Annotated in this window: 11 protein-coding genes; all 11 read right to left on the reverse strand. The window is 43.9% G+C overall.

Annotation, left to right across the window (positions count from 1 at the left end; genetic code table 11):
* Positions 1 to 20 precede the first annotated feature (20 nt).
* The 11 genes from tssH to FIU99_RS07670 all read right to left on the reverse strand — a co-directional run bounded on the left by tssH (position 21) and on the right by FIU99_RS07670 (position 12,509).
* Positions 21 to 2,633 carry a type VI secretion system ATPase TssH gene (gene tssH / locus FIU99_RS07620; RefSeq protein WP_152472159.1) on the reverse strand — a complete coding sequence of 871 codons (2,613 nt, stop codon included), beginning with the start codon at positions 2,631 to 2,633 and terminating at the stop codon, positions 21 to 23.
* A gap of 74 nt (positions 2,634 to 2,707) precedes the next feature.
* The gene (locus FIU99_RS07625) at positions 2,708 to 3,637 is read right to left on the reverse strand and encodes a type VI secretion system baseplate subunit TssG (RefSeq protein ID WP_006962084.1); all 930 of its coding nucleotides are present in this window, start codon (positions 3,635 to 3,637) and stop codon (positions 2,708 to 2,710) included.
* Between the two features lie 20 nt (positions 3,638 to 3,657).
* On the reverse strand, positions 3,658 to 5,409 hold the full coding sequence (gene tssF, locus FIU99_RS07630) for a type VI secretion system baseplate subunit TssF (RefSeq protein ID WP_006962085.1): 1,752 nt from the start codon (positions 5,407 to 5,409) through the stop codon (positions 3,658 to 3,660).
* Positions 5,402 to 5,824 carry a type VI secretion system baseplate subunit TssE gene (gene tssE / locus FIU99_RS07635; RefSeq protein ID WP_038158808.1) on the reverse strand — a complete coding sequence of 141 codons (423 nt, stop codon included), beginning with the start codon at positions 5,822 to 5,824 and terminating at the stop codon, positions 5,402 to 5,404. The genes tssF and tssE overlap by 8 nt, the downstream gene beginning before the upstream one ends.
* On the reverse strand, positions 5,824 to 7,218 hold the full coding sequence (locus tag FIU99_RS07640; RefSeq protein ID WP_006962087.1) for a type VI secretion system contractile sheath large subunit: 1,395 nt from the start codon (positions 7,216 to 7,218) through the stop codon (positions 5,824 to 5,826). Before FIU99_RS07640 ends, tssE begins: the two co-directional genes overlap by 1 nt.
* Before the next feature lie 61 nt (positions 7,219 to 7,279).
* Complete coding sequence (gene tssC / locus FIU99_RS07645; protein WP_006962088.1) at positions 7,280 to 8,758, reverse strand: type VI secretion system contractile sheath large subunit; 1,479 nt, start codon at positions 8,756 to 8,758, stop codon at positions 7,280 to 7,282.
* Positions 8,755 to 9,261 (reverse strand): type VI secretion system contractile sheath small subunit, encoded by a 507-nt coding sequence (gene tssB, locus FIU99_RS07650; protein WP_006962089.1) that lies wholly within the window; start codon positions 9,259 to 9,261, stop codon positions 8,755 to 8,757. Before tssB ends, tssC begins: the two co-directional genes overlap by 4 nt.
* A 19-nt stretch (positions 9,262 to 9,280) precedes the next feature.
* The gene (locus FIU99_RS07655) at positions 9,281 to 9,802 is read right to left on the reverse strand and encodes a type VI secretion system tube protein Hcp (protein WP_006962090.1); all 522 of its coding nucleotides are present in this window, start codon (positions 9,800 to 9,802) and stop codon (positions 9,281 to 9,283) included.
* A gap of 34 nt (positions 9,803 to 9,836) precedes the next feature.
* Positions 9,837 to 11,240, reverse strand: coding sequence for an ImpA family type VI secretion system protein (locus tag FIU99_RS07660; RefSeq protein ID WP_006962091.1), 1,404 nt, complete (start codon positions 11,238 to 11,240; stop codon positions 9,837 to 9,839).
* 397 nt (positions 11,241 to 11,637) lie between these two features.
* Complete coding sequence (locus tag FIU99_RS07665) at positions 11,638 to 11,940, reverse strand: PAAR domain-containing protein (protein ID WP_019278072.1); 303 nt, start codon at positions 11,938 to 11,940, stop codon at positions 11,638 to 11,640.
* The gene (locus FIU99_RS07670; RefSeq protein WP_029236348.1) at positions 11,937 to 12,509 is read right to left on the reverse strand and encodes a hypothetical protein; all 573 of its coding nucleotides are present in this window, start codon (positions 12,507 to 12,509) and stop codon (positions 11,937 to 11,939) included. The genes FIU99_RS07665 and FIU99_RS07670 overlap by 4 nt, the downstream gene beginning before the upstream one ends.
* Between the last annotated feature and the right edge of the window lies 1 nt (position 12,510).

The following is a 12,510-nucleotide window of genomic DNA, read 5'->3' on the forward strand; positions in this document are numbered from 1 at the left end:
TCCTGCTGTTTTATCCGAACTTACTGAATAGTAAGCTCGAATCCTTCCTCACTGTTTGCGGCTGTAACAGATACTTGGGTGATTGGCTGTTGCAAGCTCAATCTACTGATACATTCCTCTGCCAATTTTGGCATTAATGAACGGTTGATGATCTGCTCAACAGCACGACCACCTGTAGTCGGGTCAGTGTTTTTGCCCACCACGTAGTCAACAAAACCTTCATCCCATGTAAACGACGCTTGATACTGCTCTGCCAGTTTTTTCTTAATGCGGTTGAGAGATATCTCCGTGATTTTAGCTAACTCTTCATCATTTAGTGGGTAGTAAGGTACGATGGTTGTACGACCCAAAAACGCTGGCTTAAAGTAATGTTGGAGATCAGGACGAATGGCTTCAAGTAACTCTTCATTGCTCAATCGTTCGCTGTTGTCCGCACAGACATCACAGATGGCTTGATCCGCCGCATTTGAAGTCATAATGATGATGGTGTTTTTGAAATCTACCGTTCTACCTTCACTGTCTTTAATGTGGCCCTTATCGAAAATCTGATAGAACAAGTCGTGAACACCTGGATGCGCTTTTTCCATCTCATCCAAAAGTAGCACAGAGTATGGGTTGCGACGGATTGCTTCTGTTAATACGCCACCTTCACCGAAACCAACGTAACCAGCAGGAGAGCCAAGTAACATAGAAATTTTATGCTCCTCTTTGAACTCAGTCATGTTGATAACCGTCAGATCATTGCTACCTCCGTACAGCTGCTCTGCAAGGGCCATCGCAGTTTCAGTTTTACCAACACCACTTGGACCACACATTAGGAACACGCCAATCGGCTTACGGCTGTCAGTTAAGCCTGCACGCGAAATACGAATCGCTTTGGCAAGCTCTTGCTTTGCAACATTTTGACCAATGACACGCTTATCCAATTCTTCTTCTAATGAAAGAAGGCGAGCAATTTCGTCGCTCATCATGTTGCCGACAGGAATACCAGTCCAGTTAGCAATGACCTGAGCAATGGTGTTGTCATCAACCATTGCATTAACTAGAGGCTCTTCACCCTGCAATTCACCAAGTTGGTCGATAAGCTCATTGAGTTTGTCTTGCTTGGCTTTATCTACCGATTCTTCAGCCTGCCCATCGCTGATTTCTTGCTGGAGTGTTTTTATCTCGTCAACCAAATCAACTTCTTGCTTCCAACGAGCTTGATAGTCTGTCAGCTTCTTCTCGTTTTCTGCAATTTCGGTGGTTAGTTCCGCAATTTCATCTTCCGCAATACCAAACAGAGCGTTCTCTTTTTCCAGTGCTGATTTTTCGTTTTGTTGATAGCGAATGGTTTGCTCAAGCGCCTCAATCACTTCTGGCTTAGCGCCTTGTGTTAATGCAATACGAGCACTGGCAGTATCAAGCAAGCTGATCGCTTTATCAGGTAGTTGGCGACTTGGAAGGTAACGAATAGATAAATGAACAGCGGCATCAATCGCTGATTCTGCAATGAAGGCACCATGGTGTTTTTGTAGCGATGCTGCGATACCACGCAACATTTGCTTGGCATCTTCAGCGTTTGGCTCTTCTATTGATACAACTTGGAAGCGTCGTGTAAGAGCAGGATCTTTTTCGAAGTATTTTTTGTATTCAGCCCAAGTAGTCGCTGCGATGGTTTTAAACTCTCCGCGTGCTAAAGCTGGCTTAAGAAGGTTAGCTGCATCATTTTGACCTGCTGCACCGCCCGCGCCAATCAAGGTATGGGCTTCATCAATGAAGACAATAATAGGCTTTTCGCTGTTTTTCACTTCATTGATAACGTCTTTTAGACGATTTTCAAACTCACCTTTGACGCTTGCACCTGCTTGAAGTAAGCCAAGATCAAGTGAATGGATCTGTACACCTTGCAGGGCACCAGGAACTTCGTTGGCCGCGATACGTAATGCTAGACCCTCGACAACGGCTGTTTTACCTACACCAGGCTCACCGACCATGATCGGGTTGTTTTGGCGTTTTCTACACAGAATATCGATGGCTTTACGCACTTCTGAATTCCGACCAGAGATAGGATCAATATTGCCGTCCAATGCCTGCTGTGTCAGATTCGTTGTGTATTTACTTAATGCGTCATTGCCGACAGGGGCACCGCCAGTGCCATCTGCGGCAACTGCGCCAGTTTTTGCTCTAGCAACGGCTGTTTTATTGATTAGTCCTTGAAGAGATTCCAGTGAAACACTTTGTAAGCTTTCTAGCTGCAGAGTATTCATACCCAGCACGTTTTGTTGCAACATAGCTTGAATCAGGTGGAGACTGATCACTTCGCCATGGCCATAGTTCACAGAGGCAATCATCCAAGCATCTTTGACGATTTCGGTAAGCGCTTGGCTTAATGTTGGCTGGCCTTCATTACCTTTAGGAAAACGTGCGATTTTTGAAGACAGCTCGTTGACCAAGTTATCTTGGGATAAGTTCTGTGATTGAATCAGGCTATTTAAATGTTTGTCTTGCTGAGAAAGAAGCTGAAGCAACCAGTGTTCTGTCTCTATAGAAGGCACATTTTGATTCATTGCGGCACCAGCTGAAACTTCAAGTGCTTGTTTCAGCTCTGGTGACAGCTTAGCGACTAAATTTGTTAGTGTAACTTGCGTCATACCGTTTTCCTTGTATCTCAAGAGGCATCAATACGTCTTTAATACCTAACTCTTTGTTTGGTCCTGAAGTTAGATTACTTCAGAAGAATACTTACGATTTGTTGAGGTTTCCTTTCCGGCGCAAGGCAATCGACTTCGCCCAATTTCGCCGCGTTATATTTATTGCTTGATAGTCGTGGTCGATTTAGGTACTCCCGTTTCACATTTAGATAAACGGAAGTCGGGGTGTTGTCCTTCAAGTAATGTTGGATGAGTTCTTTCATATTGCTCGCCAACAATGGATCTGATTGAATCGCTATCAACTCGTTTTCTGTTTTTGGAGTGATGGAGACAATTAGGTGACTAAAATGTGTCAGACATGTTTTGCCGATTAAAAAGCCTTGACCCACTCGGCTATTAAAATGCTCTTTTTGCCCCAGGCGAGTTAGAGAGTCAGAAGGCAATTGGCGCCTTTCATGTGTTTTGGTGGAAACTTGAATAGCGAAAGGGAAATAGTCATTTAGCATTTGGCTCAATGTACTTAAACTGCGCTGCCCTTGGCTTAACAACATCGAATATTGGAAATACTTGCCATGATTCTTTTTTAATGTCGCGATATGGTTCAACAACGCGGTCTTTGCAGGGTAGAGCTCATTTTGTACGACAAGCCAGGAGCCCGTTTCCAGTTGGCTGACAATTTCGAAATATCGCTGATTGAAGACATCAAGAAAGTCTTTTAAAGCATGGTCATCGTTGTGCAAAGCCGCTAACAGCTCTTCGTATATGTAGTTAGGTATAACCCCTTTTACACCTGATAAAGCTTGTTTTGCCAATCTCAACTTGAGTCGATTATTCTTCAGAGAGAAGTACTGAATTTCGCTGGCATCACCTGTTGGCATTGCTTCTGCTTTCAGCACAAGCTTAACTCGGTTCGGAGTCTGATTAATCCAATGCGTCAACAATCTCATCGCTTGAGCGAAGTCGTATTGCTGCGGGTGCTGAGTTAGGTCGTTAATGAATGACATAATCGCTTTCCTGCCAGCAACTACATTGCTAGCTGGCTCCCATGGATTTTAGGGTAGCGTTTTGCGATGCCATCTCGCCCGTATATCTTAATAGACAGCTGGATATAGCGATCAAAACTGCAAAACTGTTGGAAGAAACGATTAAGAACATCGCTAAAGACCAGAAAGCCCCCTTGAGTATCGAGTGTGAGTTCAATCTCTGTACCTGGAGAAAAGACGTTTTTACCCATGATTCGAATTGCAGACACCTGAGATTTGATGGATACATTGTGAATCGTTTGTATTTCTTCCGCGGATACTTGCTCTCGGCTGCATAGCTGCAGCATTTGCTTTAGCTTCTCTGTCGGGTTATCCGCATGCAACAGTGAAGAAAAGTTACCATTCAACAAGCCAACAAACTGCCAGTGAAGATTGAGGTTCTGTTCTCGTTCAATCGGAGCCGTAGGTGGGTAAATAGCACGAAATACTCCAGGAAGGTCAATGCTTTCAAGGCACTCCATTTCTCCATTAATACCACATGCTTGTTTTCCATTGGTACAAAGCAAGTGTGTTCCATAGAGCTTGTTGAACTCTAAGTCATGGTTTGGTTTTAGGCTGATGGCAAGTTGGAATTGGCCATTAATATCCCTTGAACTCTGCCAATAATCGGCATTTGGGTTGGATTTATAGCTATCCCTGAATAGTGGAACCAGAGGTTTTTCACCTTGAGGGGTGATCTCAAAGACTTCTTTTACTTCGACAACTTCGATGTCACTTTCGCTGTGAGCATCAGCATTGACAGGAATAGTGAGAGAGCGTTGGTCATAATTTGTAGGCTCTCCCGTTTGCTCAAACAAGTTGACCGCTGGAATGATATCTAGCTTAAACACTTGATTATCGAATAAGCGCATGAATTCTGTAGGAATTGAATTCATAAATAGGTTCAGTTTGATTTCGGAGCAATCAAACTGCTTTATTGCTTGTCCGAAATCTTTTAGACGGAAAAACTGGCGCTTTTCTTTGAAGAAGAAAAATTCGCTAATAAGTTGAAAGCCCGAAAATTGGTTTCCTTTTTGAGGAAGGAACAGGAAATTCAGGTCACTTATCCGACTTTTAAGTTTTTCAGCTAGCAAGACAACGTGTTTTTCGCAACCGGCATCCGATATCGAAATCGCTTTGGTTTGCCCCAACAAGAGCTCCACCAGAGAGTCGGCATTATTCTCGAAACCCTGAACAAATAGATCTAGGTCTTGGTGACCGAGCTGAGAAAAATGAGTATCTGGATCCCCAGTGGAAAACGACAGCTGTATTACTGCGGTAGACTGCTCGGTACCAGCGGGACGATTGAATTTAAACGGTGCGCTGGAAGCTGTTGTATCGGTCAATGTAAAAGGCGCAGTTTTGAGATCGTCTACAGTCGTAAACTGACACAATCGGCCCTTAGCTTCTGAAGTAAAGTGTGAGCCTTTAGGTATTAAAACTGACTCCGGCACATCTTCTTCTTGCGCCAACTGTAGGTATGCGACACTCGGAATAGTTTGAATATAGCTCGGGTAGAGCACACCTAATAGGCCTTCGACTACTTCTGGTAATTGTTCCGATAACTGTTTTTCTACCGTCGCATTGAGGAGGGCAACGCCATCCAGTAATCGAGCGAGGCTTGGGTCTTCAATCTGACCCTGATGAATATTTAATCGCTCTGCATGTTCTGAGTGTTGTTGGCCAAATTGACCTAGTGCACGTCTTACGAAAGTAAGCTCTTGCTCGAAGTAACGCATTAAAGGATCAGTCATAACTATCCTCCGTCATTACTGTTGTTAAATCATTGAGAGAGATCTTTGAATCGAAAATCAGCTCTTGCTCTCCTTTCGAGGTCTTCGCTTTCGCGATAATGTTGAATACCAAAGCATTTTCGTTGTCTTTTCGCTCAAGTAATTCAACCATGACTTGTGTTAAACGAGGCTCGAAGTTTCGAATATAGCTTTCTAGCCTAAGAGCCAACTGAGTTTGGTCTAAGCTGGCACTGAGCAGTTGCACATCTTCAATGCCAAAGCGAAGGTTAGAGCGTTGAAGTTCTGTAAATCGGTCGTCGATATCAACGAGAGAAGACTCCGATTCTAAGAGTTTGGTGAGATGATATTTAATATCATCAATCTCTTCGCTCTGCATCGAGCTTCGAGGATCTATAAACGTTTTCCAGAATCCCATTACGCAGCCTCATCCAGTTCTGTGGTGAGAACGACTTCACCAGTGAAGTGATCGTATTGATACTGAGGGACAATTCTCAGTGTGCATACAAAGCTACCAGGCTGATTCTCAGACTCTGAAACACTAATTTTGGCAAAGCTTAGAGGGTACTTAGCGAGCGTTTCTTCATTCGCATATGTTACGTTACTAGCGAACTTCTCTACCCACTGAGTTAAAAAGAGTTCACACTCGGCCGCTGTGTTGAAGCTACCCAGCATCTCGCGAACCTGAACTTTCAAATAATGAGCGATACGACAAGACATTAAACTGGTTTGAATTTGTGTCAGGATCTTTTCGTTATCGGATGTTCCACTTTGCCAGATGGAATTGTTACCGTTAAAAAAATACTTGTCACTGAGTGGGCTCTTGGTAAGTGGTACGAACCCATTTTGTGCGTAAAACGTGGATATCTGGCCAAATAGCACTACGTTTGTTTGTGGCTCTCTCAAAAACAGGCTGCTATGTTGGTCAATATTGACGATCGCGCCTTGGGATTTATCATTCCAGCGAGATTTAAGAAAACCAAACCAGTTTACGCGGTGGTATTCACGCATAATCGTTGCCGCAAATGCAAAACCCGCGTTACCCCATAGACCAGTACCGACTTCGTTGTAGATGAACCCTGCTTTGGTGTTCTTATAACAATGACGCATACGAACAGAAGGCATAACAAAGCCGATAAATCGAGCACTGGGTTTGCCACGTAACGACTGCCATGCTTGATAATCTGGACCTGTGATGATTTTTTCTATCCTATTTATATCAGACAGCCAATCTGCTCCCGGGTCAACAAAGAAACTTTTATCGGGAGTAAATATCATCGGGCACAATGTGGACTCGCCCAATTTGCTTAACATTTCAACTGTAAACAGGTCGTCGTAGTCGGCATCAAAATCCATATCAATAGCTATTGGGTGAGTGTAAACAATACATCCAAATGGGTGACCGCCAAGGGTATTGAGTTCTTGGTTGCCAATCTTGTTGAACAAGTTTGATGCTTTGATATTGTATGCTTGATTAACGTCTGCTGAGACTTCTTCCCAATCCATATCGAGAAGCTTGAGTTTGGTTCGTTGCTTGTTTACTGGAAGGGTGGCAAGGCCTTGTAGCCCCAACCAACTGCTATGCAGCTGTTCGAATGCTTTGTCGTGAATAATTTGATCTAGTTGTTTCGATAGGATGTCATCTAACCTCGCAACAAGGCGAGATACGAAGTTAACTAGCGATGGTTTGTTTGATAACGCATCTGAGTTAACTTCAGACAGTAAAAAGAGCGCGTCTCTTAGAAAGTCGCTTTTTTTGCTGTCTAAAGCGGCAAACTTCTGCTGCCAATCTGCGTCGAAATTCAATTTCATATTGTCCTTAGATTGTAAACGAGAAGAAAGGAAGGCCGGATTGCTCCGGCCTTAAATTTGATTAACCTGGAATTTTAGCAACCATACGTACAGAGGTTGTTAGCTCTTCCAGTTGTAGCCACGGTCGTAGGTGTGCAACCGCCGAATAAGAACCAGGGCGACCTGGCTGCTCGACTACTTCAATTCTAGACTCGCAAAGTGGCGTTTTAGCACGTTGCTCGTTGCCAATCGCACCAGCGTTGGTGTATTGATCAATCCAAAGTTGAAGTTCACGTTGAATATCCGGAGCTTCAAGGTTTGAACCTAGTTTGTCACGTCCCATTACTTTCAGGTAATGAGCAATACGGCTACTCGCCATGATGTATGGAAGACGAGCAGAGATAGCAGCATTAGCTGTTGCGTCTGGGTCTGTGTATGTCTTTGGTTTTTGGGTCGTTTGACCACCAATGAATACACCGTAGTTTGAATTCTTGTAGTGAACAAGAGGCAAGAAACCTAAATCACTTAGCTCTTTTTCACGCTCATCCGTTAGGTTAACTTCTGTTGGACACTGTTGAACAAGATCGCCAGCTTCCGTTTTGTAAGTCAGGTTAGGGAGGTTTTCAACTTTACCGCCGTTGTCCAGACCACGAATAGAAGTACACCAGCCTGACGCAGTGTAAGCTTGAGTCATTTTCAGACCAAGATCGTAAGCTGCGTTTGACCAGACAAGTTGGTCGTTATTTTCTGGATTTGGATTACCATCCATATCCGTACCAAGCTCTTCATAATCGAATAGCTCAGTTCCAAGACCCTTAGCACCATATGGTAGGCGTGCAAGCGTTCTTGGTAGAGTTAGAGTTACATAACGCGCGTCATCACTTTCACGGAATGCATTCCAAGCTGCGTATGCCGGCGAATCAAAACCAGCGGCAACAGGTTTGCCTTCATCAAAAGTGGTGAAGTCGTTGAATTCGAACATTTGAGCGTTCGCTGCGGCAACAAATGGTGCGTGACACGCTGCAGCCACTTCACCCATATAGCGAAGTAGGGCAACATCTTCGTCTTTTGCACTGAATTCGTAGTCGCCAATGAATGTACCGTAAGGCTCACCACCTGCAGTACCAAATTCGCCTTGGTAAACTGCGTTGAATAGTGGGCTACGGTCAATGGCTGGTGCATCTTCAAATTGGTCTAAAAGCTCTTCTTGAGAGAAATCAACCATTTTGATTTTAAGATCACGACCTAATTCACTTTCTTTCACCAACTTCTGCAAGCCGCGCCATGAGCCTTCAAGTTTCTGAAGGTCTTTTTGTTGCATGACTTCAGAAAGCTGCTTTGACAGTTTTTTGTCAATTTCTGAAATTGCATTTTCGATGGTTTTAGTAACGTTTTTATCCCACGTTACTGTACCGGAAAGTGCTTGTTCAGCTAGAACTGAGAACAGCTCTTTTGTTGTATCAGCAGGCGTTTGAGTGGTGGCCTCAATCGCTCTGTCTAGAAAACTCAGCGAACCTTCTGCTGCTTCAGTTTGCGTTTGATTTTCAGCTTCTGTACTCATTCTTCGCCTCCTTCCTTATTGACACCAAGCTCTTCCGATAATGCATTGATAGTATCTGCACTTTGGAGCACTTCTTTCAGCAGCTTCTCGAGATCGCGAGAGCGATCTGCTTTTGAAAGTAGTACTTTTAGCTGGTTACGGGTTTCAACAAGCTTTTTAAGAGGTTCTACTTGCTCGACGATAGCTTCAGGTTCAAAGTCTTTCATTGAGTTGAACTTCAAAGCAGCTTCAAACTGGCTATCATCGTCTGCAAGTACATTGTCGACTTTCAAAGACAACTCTGGGCCAACGCGTTTCATCACGGTGTCAAAGTTGTCTTTGTCAACGTTGTAGAACGTACGATCTTCAACGTCTTCCTTGTCTTGTTTATGACCAGAGTAGTCACCAATTACCCCAACCACAAATGGGAGTTCTTTGGTTTCTACAGCGCCATTAGTTTCCACATCGTAAGTAATACTTACGCGGTTTTTACTTACACGTTTGTGTTGGGAATTAAGTGCCACAATGGTTCTCCTTAACTAATTAAGCAGCAGTCGAAGTAACTTTCGCAGTTGTTGCATCGAAGCCAACTTCAGGACCTTTCTCGATCTTACCGCCTTCACCTTCGATGTAGTAAGCTTTCGAAATTTCAGTGTAGGTTAGAGAGAAAGATTCGTTTGGCAGAGTACCGTCAGAACCAGCCATGTTGTAGCTAGACATACGAGCTGCTTTTAGAGTTACGATTAGGTATGGATCTGCACCAGAACCTTCACGGTTTGGCTTAGTCATTACGATTTCAACTGTTTTACCTTCACCGCCTGGTGCGTAAAGGAAAGTTGTTAGATGCGGAGTTGCACCGTCACAACCACGAGTTACGTTGATTTCGCCAAGCGCAACCATACCTTGGTCAGCGTTGTTTGCGTTACCCACATCAATACCCACGCCACGAACAGCATTCCAAGTCACGGTGTCAATAGCAAAGAAGCCATCTTTACCACCGATCTTTTCTACAGTTGCTGCACCTTTAGGTGTAGTGCCATCAATTCTCATGAAAATAGAAGCCATGTTGATCTCCTTCGCTAATTAGCATTTAGTGTTTTTACCACTCGAAGTTACTAATACCACTTTCAGGTTGAGTAGTGTTCGCTTCAGTTTGAGTATGTTGTTCGCTCGTTGTGACTGGCTCTGAAGGAGCTGAAGCCGGCGGAGGCGGAACGTGAACATCTGGCTGAGTGAGCCCAGATGCGGAGGATAAAGTTTGTGCTGACGCTGATGGTTTATTACTAAGGTCAGCTTGAGATAGGTTGTCCATACCGGATACTTGATTGATATGAGCAATTACTCCTGAGTTGCCACCTGTCATTTCATTTAGCAGTTCAGGTAGGCTCATGTAACCCCATCGAATTGCTCGTTCTAGCAAAAATGGAATAGGGCTATGTGGTTCTGTTTGCTGAAAAAAATCTGAAATCTTACGTAATTCATGAAACGCTTGATCACGGCTGGTGATTACACCAGCTACTGGAACTTGCTGCACGACGGGAGCTTGAGGCGCTTGCTGAACTTGGTTTTGGGCGACAGGATCTGCATTGGTGGCTTCAGCAGAGGCTGGCTCAGCATTTGATGCTTCGAGAGGTGCAGTTGCTTGAGGTGCTACTGCCGCTTCTGGCTGAGGTTCATCTGTGACAGGTTTGAACTCACTATCTAACGGCCATCGAGCAAACTTGTCTCCCACAAGATATTGAATAGCATTGATCAAATCGGCTAAGTTTGCTTTTACGAATTTAAAGCTGGCAGGAGCTACACCAGCAGCCTGACATTCTTTAGCAATCAGTTTTTCAGCAGCATCAAAGTTTTGATAACTTTCAGAAAGTTTTGTGAGCGTCTCTTCTACATCGCGAGAAAACAGTGATTGCGCTCTATCTTTTAACTCCGCCATTGTGCCGTTTCTCTCTGCACGCAGAAAATCGCCAAAAGACACGTCGTCAATAAGAGAGATCATTTGTAGTGGCATATAAAGCGCAGTGGAATCTTGGCTTTCACCAACAAGTTGCAGCAGAGGCTTTAAACGAAATTCGATTAGTTCTTTTGTCTGACCAGCTTCATCGCTACTTTTTAACTTTTCGACTGGAGGGTGGGGGTTTAGAGTTCCCCAAAACGATTCGATGAAACCCGCTAGAACTTTTGTTGCACTTGCTAGGTTTTCATACGGTGAAGCTGTGAAAGGTTGGCTGGCAATGTACCAACCTAAAAACTCGATATCTTTGGTCTGAGATGTTAGCGCCTCAAACGTTGAGGTGCGCAGTAAATCCCAATTACTTTGGTTGGCTTCGATTAGCGCTTCATCGCTAGACGCATCTGGTGTTTCGATAAGTTGACGGAAAGATGATTGTGCCGTGTTGTAGTTGTTTCTCAAAGTACGATAGGCACTACGATCTAACTTCAGGTATGTACCTGATGGGTGTTCTTCTGAGATAGGTGCCAATAGTGCTTCAATATCAACCATACATTTTCCGTTGCTAGTGTTTCACCAAAAGGTTTATAAATTGTTTTGTTAATTCGTATTAATAACTAAAAACTTACCTTTCATAGTCTAGGCTTATTTTTCGAAAAGGCTCGTTCATTTTTATTATTTGCTTTGAAAAGTGATCTGTCTCTAGAAAACTGGACGGATGACGTATATTTTTTATCAATACCTTGTTTTTGCTGTGGTTTACAAAAAATAAATTAGATTATTTTATGACCAGAAAATGACATTTTTTGTTCAGCGCATCCATTTATCGGGTATTGTGTTGCAACTTAATAAGCCAGTTTTATAGGTGAATATTTTACTTTTCTTGGACGTTAATTATCACTAATGTGTCTTTTGGCCTAAATTTACGTCAATTCGTAGATATTACTTTTTATCCGCCTATGAGTACTGTAGGCATCCCCAAAACGATAGTTCCACCATGTGCCGTTGTATCCCCCATTCTGGCTGCTGGTTTGCTATTGATAAGCACGGTGGCACTTCCCTTAATAATGGAATCTGGTGGACCGACACATACACACATGTCTCCAAGTGTAGCGGCAGGCATGTTTCCAACTAAAACAGTGGGTGCACCAGGGCCAGTAATTGGGCCTCCCACATGCGGGATAGGTGGAACCGCTGGTGTCTGCATAGGGCAGACGTGCATGTCTGTCAGCCGAGCTGCGGGTAATGTCATTTGAGACCTCCATTACCGCCGGAAGCGATGTCTAGTGCCGCTTGAATAGCACTTTCGTAATACTGTTCTGATTTATCCCATTCTGGAAGTGATGCAGCATGATTGATCGCACCACCAACTGCTTTCGCGTATAAAAATGGATCAGGCAACACAGCTGGCAAGTCTGGTGCTACGATGCTTCCTGAACCATTCCAAAATACAGCTTGAGTTAACCAAGAAGGGCCACAATTCAACTCCAAGCGATTGGCAAGCAGTTCGGCACGTCTTCTAAGCTCCTCTGATGGTGATTGAGCCCATTGCTTGACTGTATCAAGTGACATCTTCTGTGTATCTGTCCATACGTCGTTTCGAGTCGAAACGCAGCATAAAGCCCACCAAATGCTTTCTCGGACGGGCAGTGCATGCGCGAGAAACTGAATGAGATCGTTATAGAGCTTTGCTTCTTGGAGCTTTTTAATAACTTGGTCGATGGGTTGCTCTTCGCCAATGACTTCTTTTGCTTCATCAGAGGCTTGAAATCTCGGTAAGATCTGGGCGCTGCTCTGATAGGGAATCTTTTTATACATAATT

It is taken from the genome of Vibrio sp. THAF64 (genome assembly GCF_009363455.1).
Lineage (GTDB): Bacteria > Pseudomonadota > Gammaproteobacteria > Enterobacterales > Vibrionaceae > Vibrio > Vibrio coralliilyticus.

What these genes read in the sequence shown, in the direction of transcription:
- tssH (WP_152472159.1), bottom strand. Translation starts at nt 2,633, where the DNA reads ATGACGCAAGTTACACTAACAAATTTAGTCGCTAAGCTGTCACCAGAG.
- FIU99_RS07625 (WP_006962084.1), bottom strand. Translation starts at nt 3,637, where the DNA reads ATGTCATTCATTAACGACCTAACTCAGCACCCGCAGCAATACGACTTC.
- tssF (WP_006962085.1), bottom strand. Translation starts at nt 5,409, where the DNA reads ATGACTGATCCTTTAATGCGTTACTTCGAGCAAGAGCTTACTTTCGTA.
- tssE (WP_038158808.1), bottom strand. Translation starts at nt 5,824, where the DNA reads ATGGGATTCTGGAAAACGTTTATAGATCCTCGAAGCTCGATGCAGAGC.
- FIU99_RS07640 (WP_006962087.1), bottom strand. Translation starts at nt 7,218, where the DNA reads ATGAAATTGAATTTCGACGCAGATTGGCAGCAGAAGTTTGCCGCTTTA.
- tssC (WP_006962088.1), bottom strand. Translation starts at nt 8,758, where the DNA reads ATGAGTACAGAAGCTGAAAATCAAACGCAAACTGAAGCAGCAGAAGGT.
- FIU99_RS07655 (WP_006962090.1), bottom strand. Translation starts at nt 9,802, where the DNA reads ATGGCTTCTATTTTCATGAGAATTGATGGCACTACACCTAAAGGTGCA.
- FIU99_RS07660 (WP_006962091.1), bottom strand. Translation starts at nt 11,240, where the DNA reads ATGGTTGATATTGAAGCACTATTGGCACCTATCTCAGAAGAACACCCA.
- FIU99_RS07665 (WP_019278072.1), bottom strand. Translation starts at nt 11,940, where the DNA reads ATGACATTACCCGCAGCTCGGCTGACAGACATGCACGTCTGCCCTATG.